Origin of the sequence: Pontibacter akesuensis (assembly GCF_001611675.1) — a bacterium.
In the GTDB taxonomy this organism is placed as follows: domain Bacteria; phylum Bacteroidota; class Bacteroidia; order Cytophagales; family Hymenobacteraceae; genus Pontibacter; species Pontibacter akesuensis.
In genome coordinates this window covers 3,079,868-3,098,188 of record NZ_CP014766.1, presented here as the reverse complement: position 1 = coordinate 3,098,188, position 18,321 = coordinate 3,079,868, and the positions used below count along the sequence as shown (strand labels likewise).

Here is an 18,321-nt window from a genome sequence, read left to right as displayed (position 1 = left end):
GCTTTTATTCTATGATTGCTAAACTTACTTCTTCACTAATTTAAAGCTCTTCACAATGCCGCCCATCTCAGTGCGCAGGTAGTACACTCCTTTTGGAAGTGATTCTCCGAGCAGTATTTGCTCTTCAGACTGTCCTTTGCCAACAGCTATTGTTTTGGCTATAACTTCCGTACCCAAGCCATTCATCACTCTTACCTGAAGGCTGCCTTTCTCCTCTGCCTGCACTGCCAGTCGTATAGCTGCACCCTCTATTGGGTTCGGGAAGGCATTGATGCTGTAGCTTACGGCACCAAAGTTCACCGCTTTCACACTGAAGTATTCGAATTTGCCATCCGTATCCAGTTGCTTCAGGCGGTAATAACGCGCGCCATACTTGCCATTTTCGCGGTCAGTATAGGTGTACACCTGCTTCACCTGCGAGTTCCCATTCAGCGTAGGCACAAAGCCCAACTTGCGGAACACCTTTCCATCCTCAGATACCTCCACATCGAAACCAACGTTGCGCTCTTCCATCGCCGTCGCCCAATTCAACTGCACATCCTTGCCTTTTTTAGCCGCGTTGAAGTAGATGATTTCTACAGGGAGGGGGGTAATAGTTGAAGAGACAACCTGATAGGAAGAAGAAGTATAACACGCTCCTGGTTTGGCAGTGAGCTCACAAGTTAATGTAAACTCATAGTTGGGTACATTTTGTATGGTAAGTTCAGCTGTAGAAGTAGTACCTAAAGGCGTGGTTTGACCACCACCTGTCATAGTCCATCTAAAACCAACAGCATCTCCATTATTCTGCATATCTGAGCCCACCACATACTTTGCTGATTTTCCAGGTTCAACAACAGCTGGCTCAACCAGTGTGATACTACCTTGAGATGATTTAGTTGGATTCACCGTCACTGTTACTGGCTTGATATCAAAGCATCCTGAGGTATTGGTACCCTTTATGTAGTAAGTTCCCGAAGCAGAAACAGCTTTGGGATTAGCTAGAGCCGTAGTAGCCGCGGCATTTGTCCAGTAACTATAAGTAAGCCCTGCTGAGCTACCATTAGTGACTGCTGCAGCCGTTAGATCAATTGTTGTAGGTGCACAGACTGCCGCAGGATTGGTAATTAGTACTGTAGGAGCATTCACCGTCACTGCCACTGAGTTTGAAGGAACACTAGCACACGATCCAACAGGATTTGTAATGACAACAGTGTAGTTTCCTGATGTTGTGGCGCTATAGGTTGAGTTAGTAGCTCCATTTATGATACTATTGTCCTTTAGCCACTGATAAGTATAGCTACCAGCAGTTGGTGCTGTAGGATTAGCCACCGCCGTAAGCGTTACTGATCCTCCAGCACAGAACGGCGCTGTTGTTGTTGGCGTGATTGAAGCTGTAGGAATTGAGTTGATTACTGCTCTCACTTCTGTTCTAGCACTTTCGCAACCTCCTGATATCATGGAAACATAATAAGGTGTCGAGGTTGCTATAGATTCTGTTGTATAAGTTGCACCTGTTGCACCAGTAATTGCAGCCGTATTTGTAGGTGATGTATACCAACGGTATTCAACTCCACTTGGGGCACCTGAAGCCGTTAAGGTTACCTGACCGGGTCCACAACGAGCTACAGATGGTGCTGGTGTTGAGGGAGCACCTACAACTACTAAAGGTAAATAATTGGATACAGTTTCAGTTTTTCCAACTCGAATTCTGAAGTAAATTCTACGAACCTGGCTTACTAAAACTGAAGTTCCATCAACTATCAGCGTAAACTCAGAGTTAGAACCATTTTTAGCATTGAGAGTTTCTCCAGAAAGAAAGGTTGTTGCAAAATCTTCAGTAGCAGAAGCTTCAAAAAAGTTTTGATTTCCGTTTTTAAATCCTGTGCCACTAATATTTATAGTAAATCCCACGCCTTGGGTGGCACAGACATTTGTGGATGTTATAGTAATCTGTGCTTGAACACTTTTGATTCCAAAACTCATAAAAAGAAACAGGATCAAGCAGCCTACTTTGTAAGTAAAAAATGTTCTCATAAAAAGAGTATTAAAAAATTATAAGGGTTTGGGTTCAAACAGAAATAAGTATAAGTCAACTATTTTTATAAGGGCAAAGCAATACCACCCATCGCTATTTTGCGATGCTACTTTACATTAGATTAGTACTCTTTATCTAACAATAGGACACAATGATGCTGCTTTGCTTATGGCATAGTTTCAGAATTGGGATAAGTGCCTTTATTTCATAACTATTAGGCTCTACCCGAATCTTTTAAGGGATTAAATTGGTCTTGGTTTATATTAAAATGTGATACAATTATACAAAGGAAAAGTATATATACAATTATCCAGATAAATAAATTTTGTGATTCCTTAAACTAATTGCACCATTTTTCGTAGCGCAGCAAAACATTATACTTAAAGTAAAAAAGAAAAAGCCTGATGTACTGTCTTGAGATTTAGACAAGTATATCAGGCTCTTCAAATATCTAATTGATAGAATTTTCCGATCCTTTTGGACTAAAAATACTAACATAAAACAAAAAGGCCGGGATAATACCCGGCCTTTTTGTTTAGGAATTTAACAGCTCTATTGCTTCAAAAGCTTGAGGTTGTAAAGCTGTCCGTTCAGGATAACCCGAACGAAGTAGATACCGTGCGGCAGGTCTGAGTTAACTTCCAGCACTGCTGTGTTAAAGCCTTTCTCTACGGTGATCGTGCGCTCCATCATCTTTCTGCCAGCTGCATTGTACATCATCACTTGCACGTTGCCTTGCTGTTCAGCAGCAATATCCAGTGTTATCTCTGTGTTGAATGGGTTCGGGAAAGCTTTCACCAGGCTGGCAACGTCACCAAAGGTCACCACGCTCACTCCGAAGTACTCGAAGGTGCCGCTCTCGTCTATTTGCTTCAGACGGTAGTAGCGCGTGCCGTGCTTGCCATTCTCCTTATCCACATACTGGTATACTTGCTTCGTCATGGCGTTGCCATTCTTCGTTTTCACAAAGGCTAGCTTTCTGAAGTCAAGACCATTCTCAGACACTTGCACTTCAAACCCAGCGTTATTCTCTTCAGAAGCCGTCGCCCACTCAACCAAAACGTTGTTGCCTTGCTTGAACGTTCTCAGATAGAGCAGTTCTACTGGCAGCGGAATCGCTACTTCTGTAGAGTATGTTGCTGTGTAGAAGTTGTAGCAAATATTCGGGTCGCCTGATACTGTAACCCGCACCGCAAAAGCTCCTCCAGGTATATCCTGAATGGTAAGTATCGGACCTGTTACGTTGTCTACTACTGTCCAGGTGATATCACTAGGGTTTGATTCCGGACCGGTTCCAATTTCCCATTTATGGACTGCACTAGCATTCGCATCGCCGAATGTGGTATTCGCAGTAAATCTTGCAAACTGACCTGTTTCTAACTGGTTAGCAGTGATTACTGCTCCAGCCTCGTTGGTGATTACTATGTCTCCCACTGGTTGGATTCCCGGAGTTCTAGTGACTACTACATTAGTTGCCACAGTACTGGAGCAAGATGTAGTAGTATTAGTTGCCACCACATTATAAGTGCCCTCTAATACCGGACCAAGTGTTATAGCCGATCCAGTACCGACTGCCGCACTTCCTGCATTTGCACTTGTAGAGGCATTTACTAACTGATAAGAAACGTCGCTTTGAGAGTTGCTTAGTCTAACTGTTGCACCCGTTGAAGCGGTGCCATCAGGAAGCGTTGCACAATAGCTGCCGCCTGTAGCTGTAACCGCTAATGGTACTGGATTCACAACTATAGTCACATCTCCATTCATGCCACGAGGACAAGCAGCCACGTTAGGCTGATCTGCTACAGTAGTGGCAAGTATCGAATAAGTACCAGCTACAGTCTGGTTACCAAAGCTTATGGCACTTCCTGTACCAGCTATTGGGCTTCCGACATTTGTTGAAGTGGTACCAACCCGACGCACCAGTTGATAGGTCGTGTTCAGCTGTGAGCTTGCTAAGCCAACTGGCATTCCTTCTCCGCCAGCGCAATAAGTGCCTCCACCTGTCACATTGTAAGCCGCTGGCACAGAGGTTACATTAAGCTGTGCATTGTTGGATGTCACTGCCGGAGGGCAGGTACCGCTCACAACCACATAGTAGAGTCCTACATCAGCTGCTGTAGCATTTGCTATCCTCAGGGTAGCAGTGGTTGCACCTGTCACGTTGCTGCCTGTTACAGGAGAACCCGCACTGGTAGGAGCGTCACTGGCTCGCTTATACCACTGGTATGTAATTCCTGTGCCCGTTGCTGTTACGCTGAATGTTGCTGTGCTGCCCGCACATACTGCTGTGCTAGCAGGCTGGCTGGTAATAGCTGGCAAGGCATTCACTGTCATCGTAATTACATTGCTTACAGGCTGCAGGCCGCAGATAGTTTCTGCTGATCCAAAAAGGACACTGACCTTATCCCCATTTTTCAGTGTGCTGGTTGTAAAGACATTAGTCGTTTGCCCTGCTACATTTTGTCCATTAACCTGCCACTGATACACTGGGTTAGCATACGTTGCATTGGCTGTGGCTGTAAATGTAACGCTCGTGCCTGCACAGATTACGTTTCCTGGATCGGCTGAAACCTGAACGCCGTAACCTTCTGGGTAACCTAAGTAAATCCTGTTAGAGTAGAGGTCAGCTCCTGTTAAACCTTCAGAGAAAGTCTTCTCAAAATAATTACAGGTTAGAGAAGACCCTGTATAAGTTGCTCTTACAGTATAGTAGTCTGTTGAAGACAAACCTGCCTGGTTTACAACTCTTCCTGTTCGTCCGCCCTGGTTATCAACCCGGTCATTTTTCCACCAATCAAATGTGAACTGATCAGATACATCTCGTCTAAAGCTGATTACATCTACTGAGTCACGTCTGTCGGTATTCCAAACAACCACGGCATCTTCATAAACAGTAGCTTTGTAACGTGTATTCTGACCAGGGCATACTGGGAATGGATCTGCTTCAAGCACCAGGGTCAGCTTTCTGCGCTGCGTGATGTTAATAGTTACATCACTAGGAGTTGAACAGTTATCTGTAGCAGTGGATGCTAATCTCAATCTTACACTTCCATAACCCGTTATGGTTACGTTTGATGTAGGAGAGTTGACGTTGCTGAAGGTTACGCCCGTAACAGTAGCTGGCTGGTCAACAACAGTCCATGCACCAGAACCTACACTTATAGAGCCGTTCAGGGCAAGTGTTGTTGGTGCTGGCAGACCATTAACTATATTTTGACAGCTGGTTATACTTGTTCCTGCGTTCACAACTGGTCTTGGATTTACCGTAACCCTTACGCTCTGCGTGCTGGAGCAGGTAGCTAAAGTGCTTGTGTACACATAGGTTACTACAATTGGATTTGCAGTCGTGTTAGTCAGTGTTTCACTAATACCACCTGAAACGTTAGTTCTGGCTGTATTGCTTATGCCTGTCACGGCAGCACGGCTCCAGGTGAAGGATGCCCCACTTGGAGTGCTTGTAGGAGTGTATGTGAATAACGATCCGCTACATACGGCAGCTGGCGACAGTGTGCTGCTTAGCACTGGTGTCGGGTTCACTGTTACTGTTATATCACGGCTTGCAGGGCAACTGGTTGGCTGTGGGCCAGTGGCAGAATAACGTAGTGAAACTACACCATAACCAGTTACTGTAACATTAGAGCTTGGCGATACCTGGTCGCTGAATGTTACTCCAGTAATTGTACTAGCTTGGTTTAACACAGTCCAACTTCCGGTTCCTCCTGTTACAGAGCCTCCCAAAGCTACCGTTGTCGGTGCCAATGCCCCGTTTACAAAGCTCTGGCAAGCTGTCTTGTTTGTAAAGTTACTCAAAACAGGCAGCGGGTTCACAGTAAGAACTGTTGTGCTTGTTGCTGTGCCGCAGGCTGGGTTTGTGTTGCTGTTCGCTGTCAGCGTTACGCTAACCGTACCCGTTCCTGTCACACGAACCTCTGGTGCCATGGTGTTAGCTCCTGACACTATCGTGGCAGTCGCGCCGCCCGTTGTCGTGCCTATGCTCCAGGTCGGTGTTCCGTTGGTAATGCTGCCGTTGGATAGCGTGAAAGTGGTCGTATTATTGGCGCCCACGCACTGTGCAGCATAAGTGCCTGCAGTTGCCGTTGGCAGCGGGTTTACTGTGAGTATTACGTCGTCTGTGGCCGTGCCGCAGGCAGGGCTCTCGGTGCTGGTGGTGGTCAGGCGCAGGGTTACTGTGCCCGTGCCGCTCACCGATACGCCGGTGTTGAGCTGGTTGACATTGCTGATCGAAGCCGTCGCGCCTCCAGTGGAGCTCAGAACAGACCATCTTCCGGTACCGTTCGTGGCCGTGCCGTTGAGCGTGAAGGCCGTTGCTGTGCCCGTAACGCACTTGGCCTCGTCCGTGCCGGCGTTAGCTAACGGCAGCGGGTTCACAGTAAGAACTGTTGTGCTGGTTGCCGTGCCGCAGGCTGGGTTTGTGTTGCTGTTCGCTGTCAGCGTTACGCTAACCGTACCCGTTCCTGTCACACGAACCTCTGGTGCCATGGTGTTAGCTCCTGACACTATCGTGGCAGTCGCGCCGCCCGTTGTCGTGCCTATGCTCCAGGTCGGTGTTCCGTTGGTAATGCTGCCGTTGGATAGCGTGAAAGTGGTCGTATTATTGGCGCCCACGCACTGTGCAGCATAAGTGCCTGCAGTTGCCGTTGGCAGCGGGTTCTCCATCAGTACCACGTCGTCTGTTACAACGCAACCTTCTTCGCTTCTTACGGTCAGTCTTATTGTTGCAGCGCTTCCTGTCACAGCCACAGAAGGTCTTAGTGGATCTGTGTTAGCGGTGATGGTAGCAGTGCCACTAACCACCGACCATACTATGCCATCGGTAGCAGCAGCAGGAGCACCTTCAGGACTAATACTACCTGCTAAAGTAAAGTTTGTGGTTGTTCCGTCAGGACAAACTCTCTGGTCGGCGCCAGCGCTGATTATAGGGAGAGGGTTTACTGTAGCCACAACTGCCACTCTGCTAGTACTCTCGCAATTGTTGCTAACAGCTGCTACATAATAAGTGGTGGTTTGGTTTACAGACACTGTGAACGAACCATCTGAATCCAGCACTTGTCCGCCAGAAGAAGCAGCATACCAACGGTAAGATACTCCTGCCGGGGCGCCTGAAGCAGTCAAAGTCACATTGCCCGGTCCGCAGCGTTCCGCACCATTTACATTTGCTGCTGTTAACGGCTCAGGCAAAGGTGTAACCACCAGGTCAAGCACCTCAACATCCGGGCTACAAGAACTTCCCTCGTTAGCTACAGTAAGTTGTATTCTAACAGTACCCGGCTGAGTAACAGTTACCTGTGGCGCTAGCGTATTTTCTCCACTTATTGTAGCAATTTCGCTACCACTAACAATTGCCCATGTAAATGTTCCGTTTTCTGCTGTGCCTGTAATGCCAAACACGTTATTTCCGCCCGGGTTGTCGCACTGTGGTGTTTCTGTACTGATGGTGGCCACCGGAACGGCCTCAATAACAGCTGTTATAGGAACTCTGCTGTCACTCTCGCAGCCTGTTGTAGCCGTAGCTGGTATATATGCCGCTACATAATATGTTCTGGAAGCAGTTAGATTAGGAGTAGCAAACGATGCACCCGTGAATACAAGACTACCCCCTGTTGGCGCTGTATACCATCGGTAAGAAACGCCTTCAGGCGCACCAGAGGCTACTAAAGTCACAGATCCGGGGCCACAGCGTCTCACATCTTCTACGTTAGCATCTGTTAATGCATCCGGCACCTGGTTTACCACCAGGGCAACCTCAGCAGTAGCATCGCCACAATTAGTGCTTGATACAGTCAATCGAACCCTTACAGTACCTGGTTCTGACACAGACACTGTAGGAGTAGTGGAAGTCGCGTTCACAAGTGTAGCTCTGTCTGCTCCTTCAATGATTTCCCACACAAATGTACCGTTTGCGATGGTACCGGTTAAGGCAAATAAAGTTGGTCCATCCGTGTTTTCGCACTGTGGCGTCTCTGCAGCTATACTAGCCTGTGGCAGTGGATTTACAGTGGCAGAAACTGCTACGCGCGGGTCGCTTTCGCAACCAGCGCTGTTTACCGCTGCCACATAAAATACGTCTGATGCTGTTAAAACTCCTGTTGTGAAAGTAGCACCTTCTCCGAGGGAAGTACCTCCTGTTGCAGCTTCATACCAACGGTACGTAATATTTGCAGCAGGCTCTATAATAGACAAGGTAACTCTTCCCGAGCCACATACTTCTCCCCCGCGTACATTTGTAGTAGCAACGGCTTCAGGCAGCTCGTTCACTACCAGCTCAATCTCATCAACTGCAGGCTCGCATCCTGGTGCAAGACTCGTAACCGTTAGGCGAACAGTAACAGTACCCGGTTGGGAAACAGTTACCTGAGGTGAAAATGTGTCTGTGTTGCTGATGGTGGCGATGTTGCCACCACTCACAATTTCCCACACGTGATTACCGTTTTCGACGGTGCCATCAAGACCGAAAACATTGTTTCCGCCTGGGTTATCACATTGTGGTGTCTCGGATAGGATATTAGCGACAGGAGCTGGTCGTACTCCGGCAGTAACAGCTGTTCTGGTAGCGCTCTCACAATTACCGGCTCCTACTGCGGCTAAATAATAAGTGGTAGAAGAGGTCAGAGTTGGCGTGGTGAAAGACACACCCGTTGCTTGCAGTATTCCCGTAGAAGTATACCAACGGTAGGTTAAACTTGGATTAGGACTGGAAACTTCTAACGTTACCGTTCCAGGTCCGCAGCGTTCTCTGTCTTGTGCGGCAGGCGCGGCAGGTATAGCATTTGCTGTAGCTGTAACAGCAGTTCTTGTGCTCTCACATCCTGCAGCACTCCTGGTGCTTACATAGTATGTCAAACTACTTCCGGCAGCAATACTTGGAGTGGTAAGTGTAGCTGTTGTAGCCCCATCTATAGGTGTAGTAGCATTAGGCGAGGTATACCAACGGTAACTTCCATTTGCAGGCGCTCCTGACATTGTGATTGTTACTGTACCAGTACCACAGCGACTCGTTGGAGTTGCAGTTGAAACTGTTGGTGCAGTTGGAATTGGGTTAACAACGGCCTCTACGCGCGTTCTTGCGCTTTCACAGCCACCCGGGGCAGTCATTGATACCCAATAAGAAGTATTAGCTGTTATTGATGGAGAATAAGTAGCACCTGTTGCTCCACTAATAGCATTACCTCCAGTCTCTACACTATACCAGCGATAGGCCGCCCCTGCTGGAGCACCTGAAACAGTTAACGTTACCTGACCAGGACCACAACGAGTTGCGGCTGGAGTAGACACTGCTGTAGGAGCTCCTATAACTCTTAAAATAAAAGTGTTAGAAGTCTGGACTTGTTGTCCTTGTGTTTGTCTTACTACAACATCATAATTACCTATAGAAGAAATAACTGAACCTGGAATATCAGCTACGACTTGGTTAGATGATACACTTACTCTATCAGTTGCTGTTCCATTTATTAAAATTACTGCAGCGTTAGATCCACTTGTATTGAAACCACTACCATTGACAGTGATCCTGAATCCAGTCCCAACAGTAGCACACTCGGGATTGATAGAGGAAATCGTCTGCGCTGAGGTTACATTAGCCACCAGCAACAGCAAAAGCAGGAGCCATCCTGCTGCGTGTGCTTTGTAAAAGCGGGTGATAAGGGCTTTCGCACTTAAATGGGTAGAGAGTTTTTTCATAAAGGGTTTGTTAACGTTGGGTCTAGGCGTTCATAAGGGTGCCTTTGATTGATAAAAGCTTGTTCATATATAACAAAAGCATTATATGCTTTACCGTAGGGCAAAAAAGTACTAGCCGGTTCAGAAAGCCTTTTTAGCGACTTGCTGCACCAGATGATGACCTTTCAGTCATAATCGCCTGAATTTTAGGCGGAATGAATTATGTTTCTACTATTTGAACTGCTTTTACAATGCTGTGCCGGTTGCACTCCGATTCTACTTGCAAAGGAGCAGGTTTTAATACATGCTTAAACTTTATAAATATTGCATTAGGCTATTTAAAGAATAGATACCCTTTTGACAATAAATAGTTGCACTCATTATTAAATATTTTATTGGAAAGGGACAATTTATTTTTTGCGATATTCCCACTATCTTGTGAAACAGCTTGCAATGTGTTTAAACAAGCTTTTTTAGCAGATTACTCTCTTTGCTTCTCTTAAAGTTGAAACGTTAAATTACCCTATGATCAAGAGCAAACATTACCTTATCCGTAAATCGCACCGCTACCTGGGGCTGTTCACCGGTATGCAGTTTATTTTCTGGACATTGGGTGGGCTATACTTCAGCTGGTCGGACATAGACGAGATACACGGCGATTACCAGAAAAAAGCGCCGGCTAATTTCAGTGCCGCCATGCCGCTTGCCTCTCCGGCTGCAGTACTGGCACAGCTGCCCCAAGCAGACTCGGTAAAATCAATAAAGCTGGTGGAGGTGTTAGGGGAGCCGCTTTACCAGGTGGTGTATTACAGGCATAAAATGGCCCATACACAGCTGGCAGAGGCTGATTCAGGGCAGCTACGCATGCCGCTCACCGAGCAGGAAGCAATTAAAATGGCCTTGGATCGCTTTGCCGAGCCAGTACAAGTGGCGCAGGTGGAGTTGCTGACTGAGGGCAAGGTGGGCCGGCACCACGAATACCGCGAGAGCCCTTTACCGGCCTACGCCGTTACCATGCAGCATCCTACCAACACCACCGTGTATGTGGCTGCCGAGCGCGGGGAGGTAATCAGCTTCCGGAACAACAAATGGCGCCTGTTCGACTTTCTGTGGATGCTGCACACCATGGACTACGAGGGCCGCGACAATTTTGGAAACGTGCTGCTGCGCCTTTTCTCCGTGGTGGGGCTGGTGACGGTGCTATCCGGTTTCGCCTTGTACTTTGTCAGCTTCCGCGGTGGCCGGCGCAGGAAGAAGGCTGCCGCCAGCAGACCGAAGGTAGCCTCATAATTGTACTGTTTAGACGTAGGTAAAGGAACATTATACTTGATCTGACTCAAAGCAAGTATAGCTGAGGCTGCCTGAAATTTTTATCTTCGCTGTGCTTTCTTTCGCATTTGTGATCCCACCCCCAGCCCCTCCAGGGAGGGAAATCTTCTCCCGCACTCACATCTTTAATCTATGCATTTACTTGATTTCACGCTTATACTTGTTAGTGCGGCTTAACAGCGTTTACAAGTATAAATATGAGCTTTCACAACGTCCCTGCCGCAAGCTCCCGCTTGTGTCTTGCCTGCTCACAATGTATCCTCCCTTGCGTTCCAAATCAAGTCATCCTACTCCATAATTATTTATCCTGCCGATCCTAAAAATCCTGTAAATCCTGATGCAGACAAAAAGACGTTCATCCTGTTTATCCGAAGCAAAGCATGCACAACCGGATTAAGCGCATTCATACTTGCAAAAGCCTTTCTAAAACAGGAAATTGCAGAAACAACCTGATCTATACTTTATCTACAACCTGATTACATGAAAAAATTCTACGCACTGGCTGTGGCAGCCATGCTGGGCTTTGGTCCTGCAGCTGAGGCACAGCAGTCTCAGACGGCCCTCTCCTACTACCTGCCTGCCGGCACCACCTACAACAGCAGCATTCCAACGCCCCACGACATCCTGGGCTACAATGTGGGCGAGTGGCACGTGAGCCACGACCAGTTGGTGATGTACATGCGCCAGATGGACGCAGCCTCCGACCGCATCACCCTGACAGAATATGCCCGCACCCACGAGAACCGGCCGCTGTACCTGCTTACCATCACCTCTACCCAAAACCAGCAGAACATCGACCAGATAAAGCAGCAGCACCGCCAGCTTACCGTTCCGTCCGAATCGGGCAAAGTGGACATCAGCAAGGTGCCTGCGGTGGTGTGGATGGGCTACAGCGTGCACGGCAACGAGCCAAGTGGCGCCAATGCTGCCCTGCTGGCCGTATACCACCTGGCAGCGGCACAGGGACCGGAAATTGAGAAGCTGCTGAATGAGACGGTAATTTTGGTAGACCCCTCCATTAACCCGGACGGGCTGAACCGCTTTGCCAGCTGGGTGAACACGCACCGCGGCAAAAACCTGGTGACCGACCCGAACAGCGCCGAGTTTGACGAAGTATGGCCACGCGGCCGCACCAACCACTACTGGTTCGATTTGAATCGCGACTGGCTCCCGCTGCAGCATCCTGAGTCGAAGGGCAGGTTGGCGAAGTTCCACGAGTGGAAGCCGAACGTGCTGACGGACCACCACGAGATGGGCACTAATGCTACGTTCTTTTTCCAGCCAGGCATTCCGAGCCGCAACAACCCGCTCACACCGGAGAATAACTTTAAGCTGACGCAGAAGATTGGCACCTACCATGCCAAGGCGCTGGACAAGATCGGCTCCTTTTATTATACTGAGGAGAGCTACGATGACTTTTACTACGGCAAGGGCTCTACTTACCCGGATGTGAACGGCGCGGTAGGCATCCTGTTTGAGCAGGCGAGCTCGCGCGGCCATGCGCAGGAAAGCGATAATGGTGTGCTCACGTTTCCGTTCACCATCCGTAACCAATTCACCACTACCCTCTCTACCCTGGAGGCGGCCCAGGCCATGCGCGAGGAGCTGCTCACGCACCAGCGCGACTTCTATAAAAACGCTTTAAATGAGGCGAAAAAGGCGAAGACAAAGGCCTATGTGTTTGGCTCTGAGCTGGACAAGGCACGGGCCTTTCACCTGGCCGAGATCATCAGGCAACACCAGATAGACGTGTACCGCCCGAAGGAAAGCTTCACGATCAACAACGTGACCTACACGCCGGAGAACGCCTACATCGTACCGACGGAGCAGCCGCAGTACCGGCTGATCGAGGCGATGTTTGAGAAGCGTACCACGTTCCAGGATAGCCTTTTCTACGACATCTCAGCCTGGACTTTCCCGCTAGCCTTCGATTTGGAGCATGCCGCGCTATCGTCACGCAATTTCAAGGGCAACCAGTTGGGTGCGAAGGTAGACAGTTTGACCTTGCCAAAAGGTGAGGTTGTGGGCGGAAAAAGCGACTACGCCTACGCCTTTGAGTGGCACGGCTACTATGCGCCGCGCCTCCTGAACCAGCTGATGGACCACGGCATCGCCACCAAAGTAGCCACCGATAAATTCGCGACTGCCGGCGGTGAGCAGTTCGACTACGGCACCATCCTGATACCTGTAACCGGCCAACCGATGGATGCTGACAGGCTCCATACTTTGCTACAGGAATTGGCGCAGCAAAACGCACTGCAGGTACACGCCATGAACACGGGCTTCAACCCAAGCGGCATAAAGCTGGGGAGCCCGATGATGCAGAACCTGGTGCAGCCAAAGGTCATGATGCTGATCGGCGACGGCGTGAACAGCTACGATGCGGGCGAAGCCTGGCACCTGCTCGACAATCGCTTTGACATGCGCCCAACGCTGGTGAAGACCGACGACTTTAACCGCATGGCCCTGAACAAGTATAACGTGATCGTGCTGTCAGACGGAAACTATGGCAGCAGCATCTCCAAAGATAAGCTGCGTAGCTGGGTACAGCAGGGCGGCACGGTGGTTGGCCTGGGCGAGGCAGCCCGCTGGCTGTCGGATAACGGCATCGGCAACATTACCTTTAAGCAGAGCGAAAAAGACACGGTGGCTCAAAAACCGTACGCCATCATGGATAACACCAATGGCGCACAAGTGATAGGCGGTGCTATTTTCGAGACGAAGCTGGACCTGACACACCCGCTGGCCTACGGTTACACCGATGCGCAGATGCCGATTTTCCGCAGCAACACCTTGTTTATGGAACGCTCCAAAAGCCCTTACGCCAACCCGGTGATGTATACTGCTAACCCGCTGATGGCCGGTTATATCTCCAAGCCTAACCTGCAGCAGCTGAAAAACACCGCTGCCGTGGATGTATCGGCGCTAGGTGCCGGAAAGGTGATTGTGATGCCGGATAATCCAAATTTCCGCGCCTTCTGGTATGGCACAAACAAGTTGTTCCTGAACAGCATCTTCTTCGGCCAGATCATCAGCGGTGGCTCTGCCCGCACAGAGGACGCACATTAAGGTTTGATGGAGCGGGTGGAGTCCTAGAAATCATGCGCTACCCGCTTCTATCATAACCACTGTTATTCCACAACATGACTGTCATTTCGACGAAAGGAGAAATCTATTCACAAGTCCGGATAGACCTCTCACTTTTTTCGGGATGACAGTTTTTTTGTTTGACTGAGTTTAAAGTACAGCTTCTATACTTCGCTGACAGCCGCTATACTTGTCCCTGCGGGCCAGTGGAGTCGGAGACTCCACCTTCACCCTACGTCACGAATCTGGAGATTCGCGCCGTTGGCTTTGCGGCAAGTATAAGTATAAGTATAAGTATAAGTATAAGTATAAGTACAGTAGGAGATAATTCCCCTCCTCGGAGGGGTAAGGAGTGGGTTGATCATTCCAAAAAATCACTTGTCCCCACACCCGCTACCCATTTGCAGATAATCCCTTACCTTTGCACTTTCTAAAAGAGAAGTACCTAAACACTACCAATATGAGCGCCAAAAGCTTTGAACTGCTCCTGCAAACGGCCTTCGACACAGACACTCCCAATGTAATTGCCGAGGGTGCCCCGGCAGTTTACCAGGAACTGGAGCGTGCCCTGCGCATGGCACAGACCGCCAAAGGCGATAGCCGGGACAACCTGAACTTCCGTTTTGAGCGCCTGCGGCTGGGCATCGCCATTGCCTTTGTGAAAGCGTTCCTGCGCCTGGCTGACAACGAAAAGAGCCAGGAGGTACTGGAGGTGCTACAGGACGCCATTAAAGCGAAGAGCACGCAGGAGATCGATAAAGTGGTGCAGAAGCGCATCGCAGCCTTCGATCACCTGTACCACGAGATTTTTGTAAACCCGGCGCGTGAGGAGATTCTGCATCTGTTTGAGCGCACACTGGATGCTGGCTCTAAAGAGGAACTGGATGAGCTGATATTTGAAGGCCTGGAGTTGTTTGCCCAAATTGACTGGGATGCCCAGCATTCGGAGGAGGACGATGATGAACTGCCACCGCTGGACGAAGATTTCCTGAAAAGCCTTTAAGCGCAATTAAGTTATACTTACATTTCACAATTGCATGCTGACCGACCCAAAGAAACTGGCGATAAAGGATTTTGTGTACGACTTGCCGGACGAGCGCATCGCTAAATTCCCGCTGCCGGAGCGTGACCAGTCCAAGCTGCTGCAGTACCACGGCGGGCAGATCTCCGATCATACTTTTACTGACCTATCCGGCCTGCTGCCTCCGCACACGCTGCTGGTGTTCAACAACACCAAAGTAGTGCAGGCAAGGCTCCTGTTTCAGAAAGAGACAGGCGGCGTGGTGGAGATTTTTTGCCTTGAGCCCGTAGCCCCGCACCGCGAGGTACAATTGGCCATGCAGCAAACCGGTAGCTGTACCTGGAAGTGCCTGGTAGGCAATAACAAGCGTTGGAAGAGCGGTCCGGTATCGCTATACTTTGAAGGTGGTATGGTGCAGGCAGAACGCGAAGCGCAACAGGAAGGGCATTTCCTGATACGTTTCACGTGGGACCCCACCGATCTGACCTTTGCCGAGGTGCTGGAACGCTGTGGTCGCCTGCCCCTCCCTCCTTACCTCAACCGCGAACTTACCCCCGACGACCATACCCGCTACCAGACCATTTACGCCGATCAGCAGGGTGCCGTGGCTGCCCCTACCGCAGGTCTGCACTTTACGGAACGCGTGCTGACGCAACTGCAGGAAAAAGGCATAGACACAGCCTACCTGACGCTGCACGTGGGGGCGGGCACCTTTAAACCGGTGAAGGCCGATGTGATGGAAGCCCACGAAATGCACGCCGAGCAACTGTACATCACCAAGCCGCTGCTGCAGCGCCTGGTTCAGCAGTTGGCCCATCCGATTATACCTGTTGGCACGACGAGCATGCGCTCGCTGGAGAGCATTTACTGGTTGGGCGCCAAAGTGCTGGAGCAGCCAGATTTATTAGAGCAAGCGCTGCACGTAACGCAATGGCAGCCTTACGAAAGTACAAACCCACCCACTCCGGCAGCCGCTATACAAGGGTTGTTGGATTACATGGAGCGCCGAGGCACTGACTACCTGCACGCCAGCACCCAGATCATTATTGCGCCAGGTTATGCCTTCAGAATTTGTAACGGACTGGTCACCAACTTCCACCAGCCGGAAAGCACGCTGTTGCTTTTGGTATCTGCCCTGATCGGGGACGACTGGCGCAAGTTATACCAGCACGCTTTAGCCAACGACTACCGCTTTTTAAGCTACGGAGACAGTTCTTTGCTGCTGCCGTAAAAGACCTCGCAGCGTGCGCAGCTCCTGCGAGCGTCTGGATGAGTTGTAATGGCTCAACAAGATAAATGAAGTCTTAGCTATAAATAGAAAAGGCCGCTGCAGTAAACTGCAGCGGCCTTTTTTTGTTGATACAGATCTTTGCTGTACATCGACCTGTCTATTATAAATTCCTACAAGCCATACTTCGACAGCAGGTATACGAGTGAGGCCATGGAAGCGGCCCCTAACTGCATCTCGCGGCGGTTTACCTGCTCAAACGTATCAATTACCGTATGGTGGTAGTCGAAATAGCGTTGAGAGTCCGGGCGGAAGCCGATCAGGGCCACTGTTCCCTGGCCTTTGAGCGGGCCGATATCAGCACCACCGCCACCACGGGTTAAATCGTGCAGACCGTATGGTGCCAGCAACGGTTTCCAGGAAAGCACTTTTGCGTACTGCCCGTCGTTGCCGTCAATACCGAAACCGCGTGGCGTAAAGCCACCTGCATCCGACTCGATGGCGGCAATGTGCTTCTCGCCTTTTGCCTTCGCTACCTCAGCATACTTACGTCCGCCGCGCAAACCGTTTTCCTCATTCATAAACAGCACCGCACGCACTGTGCGTTTCGGTTTAATGCCAACATCATTAAACAAACGCAGCACCTCAATCGACTGCATACAGCCCGTGCCATCGTCGTGCGCGCCTTCGCCTATGTCCCAGGAATCGAGGTGCCCGCCCACCACGATGATCTCATCCGGCTTCTCTGTGCCGCGAAGTTCGCCGATCACGTTGTATGACAGCACATCAGGCAACGTTTCAGAGGTCATGCGCATGTAGAACTTCAGGCTCGGATCGTCCTTCAGCAGACTGCTAAGTTGCTCTGCGCCTCTTGTGCTGATGGCCGCCGCCGGAATTTTCGCCACACCGTCTTCGTAGCGCGTGCTGCCTGTGTGCGGCACATCCTGAATATCGTTTGTCATGGAGCGCACCAATACGCCCACTGCACCAAGCTTTGCCGCCGCCGCAGGGCCACCGCCACGCTGGTCTACCGCACCGCCGTAGGCAGCGCCTGTTATTACGTGGGTATTATCGAAAGGCCGGTTGAAGAACACGATCTTGCCTTTTACCTTCTTCTTACCGAGCTTCTCCAGTTCCTCAAAGCTCTTCACCTCCACCACTTCAGCGCTTAGGCCTTGCTTGCCTGTACCCACCGTACCGCCTAAAGCGGCAATGTTCATATCTGCTGAGCCTATTAATTTAGAGTTTGTGATACGTCCGATCTCTTTGTCACCACGCACCCAATGCGGCACCATTACCTCCTGCAGGTACACCGTATCAAGGTCCATTCTTTCCATCACCTGGCGGCTCCACTCCACTGCCGCAGCCGCCTGTGGCGATCCGCTCAGGCGGGCACCAATCTGCTTCGTCAGGTAGCGCAGGTTTTCGTAGCTCTCGTAGCTGGTGAGGGCGTTGTCGTATATTTTATCGATAATGACAGAATCCTGCTGTTGGTTCTGCTGGGCCATGGCAGGCGGGGCAAGCACCGCGGCCGCCGCCACTGCCAAATGGCGAAGGGTCTTTTTATAAAGCATTTTGTGTTTTATAGATGTAGGTCTAGTATTGCTGTTTAAAGCTTTAAGTTAAGAATTTTTGTGCAATGTTGTTGTGTGGAGGTTATAAGTATGAACAGCGGGTGTGCTGGTCTTCATGGATCAAGTCTTCAGACTTGTGTCTTACTATGGTGTTGAGTTTGCAACTCGACTGGCTTAATAAGCCACACTTCCATAGCTACTGCTGATTACAGCTTCAGCCAAGCTATCTTTTCTAGCTGCCTTTCACCCTGTAGTTCCCAAACACCTACTGTTTCACATCATACTTTGGAGCGCTCACGGCCGCGAGGCCCCGTCCTCGGGCATCGCGCTGGGACCTTTTCTTTGCTCGCTTCGCTTTGCAATCCCGCTTCCAGCGGGACCGAAAAAC

Annotated in this window: 8 protein-coding genes; 4 read left to right on the top strand and 4 right to left on the bottom strand. The window is 49.9% G+C overall.

The window, feature by feature from the left end:
* Positions 1 to 24 precede the first annotated feature (24 nt).
* Positions 25 to 2,016, bottom strand: a complete 1,992-nt coding sequence (locus A0W33_RS20765) for an Ig-like domain-containing protein (protein ID WP_082815232.1) — start codon at positions 2,014 to 2,016, stop codon at positions 25 to 27.
* Positions 2,017 to 2,569: 553 nt separating this feature from the next.
* A complete protein-coding gene (locus tag A0W33_RS13175; protein ID WP_071890054.1) occupies positions 2,570 to 9,715 on the bottom strand; it encodes an Ig-like domain-containing protein in 7,146 nt (2,381 codons plus the stop codon).
* Positions 9,716 to 10,219: 504 nt separating this feature from the next.
* On the opposite strand from A0W33_RS13175, the gene A0W33_RS13170 reads away from it, so the two are divergent.
* Both A0W33_RS13170 and A0W33_RS13165 read left to right on the top strand, forming a co-directional pair.
* The gene (locus tag A0W33_RS13170) at positions 10,220 to 10,984 is read left to right on the top strand and encodes a PepSY domain-containing protein (RefSeq protein ID WP_068838633.1); all 765 of its coding nucleotides are present in this window, start codon (positions 10,220 to 10,222) and stop codon (positions 10,982 to 10,984) included.
* Between the two features lie 519 nt (positions 10,985 to 11,503).
* Entirely contained in the window at positions 11,504 to 14,092 is a 2,589-nt protein-coding gene (locus A0W33_RS13165) for a M14 family metallopeptidase (RefSeq protein WP_068838632.1), read from the top strand.
* A 245-nt stretch (positions 14,093 to 14,337) separates the two neighbouring features.
* Here the strand turns inward: A0W33_RS13165 and A0W33_RS20935 are convergent, their stop codons facing one another.
* On the bottom strand, positions 14,338 to 14,475 hold the full coding sequence (locus tag A0W33_RS20935; RefSeq protein ID WP_157578038.1) for a hypothetical protein: 138 nt from the start codon (positions 14,473 to 14,475) through the stop codon (positions 14,338 to 14,340).
* A 95-nt stretch (positions 14,476 to 14,570) separates the two neighbouring features.
* Between A0W33_RS20935 and A0W33_RS13160 the strand changes: the two genes are divergently transcribed.
* Together A0W33_RS13160 and A0W33_RS13155 are read left to right on the top strand one after the other, a co-directional pair.
* Entirely contained in the window at positions 14,571 to 15,113 is a 543-nt protein-coding gene (locus A0W33_RS13160) for a hypothetical protein (RefSeq protein ID WP_068838631.1), read from the top strand.
* A 34-nt stretch (positions 15,114 to 15,147) separates the two neighbouring features.
* Positions 15,148 to 16,362 (top strand): S-adenosylmethionine:tRNA ribosyltransferase-isomerase, encoded by a 1,215-nt coding sequence (locus A0W33_RS13155; RefSeq protein ID WP_068838630.1) that lies wholly within the window; start codon positions 15,148 to 15,150, stop codon positions 16,360 to 16,362.
* Positions 16,363 to 16,532: 170 nt separating this feature from the next.
* On the opposite strand, the gene A0W33_RS13150 is transcribed toward A0W33_RS13155, so the two are convergent.
* The gene (locus A0W33_RS13150; RefSeq protein WP_068838629.1) at positions 16,533 to 17,933 is read right to left on the bottom strand and encodes a M20/M25/M40 family metallo-hydrolase; all 1,401 of its coding nucleotides are present in this window, start codon (positions 17,931 to 17,933) and stop codon (positions 16,533 to 16,535) included.
* Positions 17,934 to 18,321 lie beyond the last annotated feature (388 nt).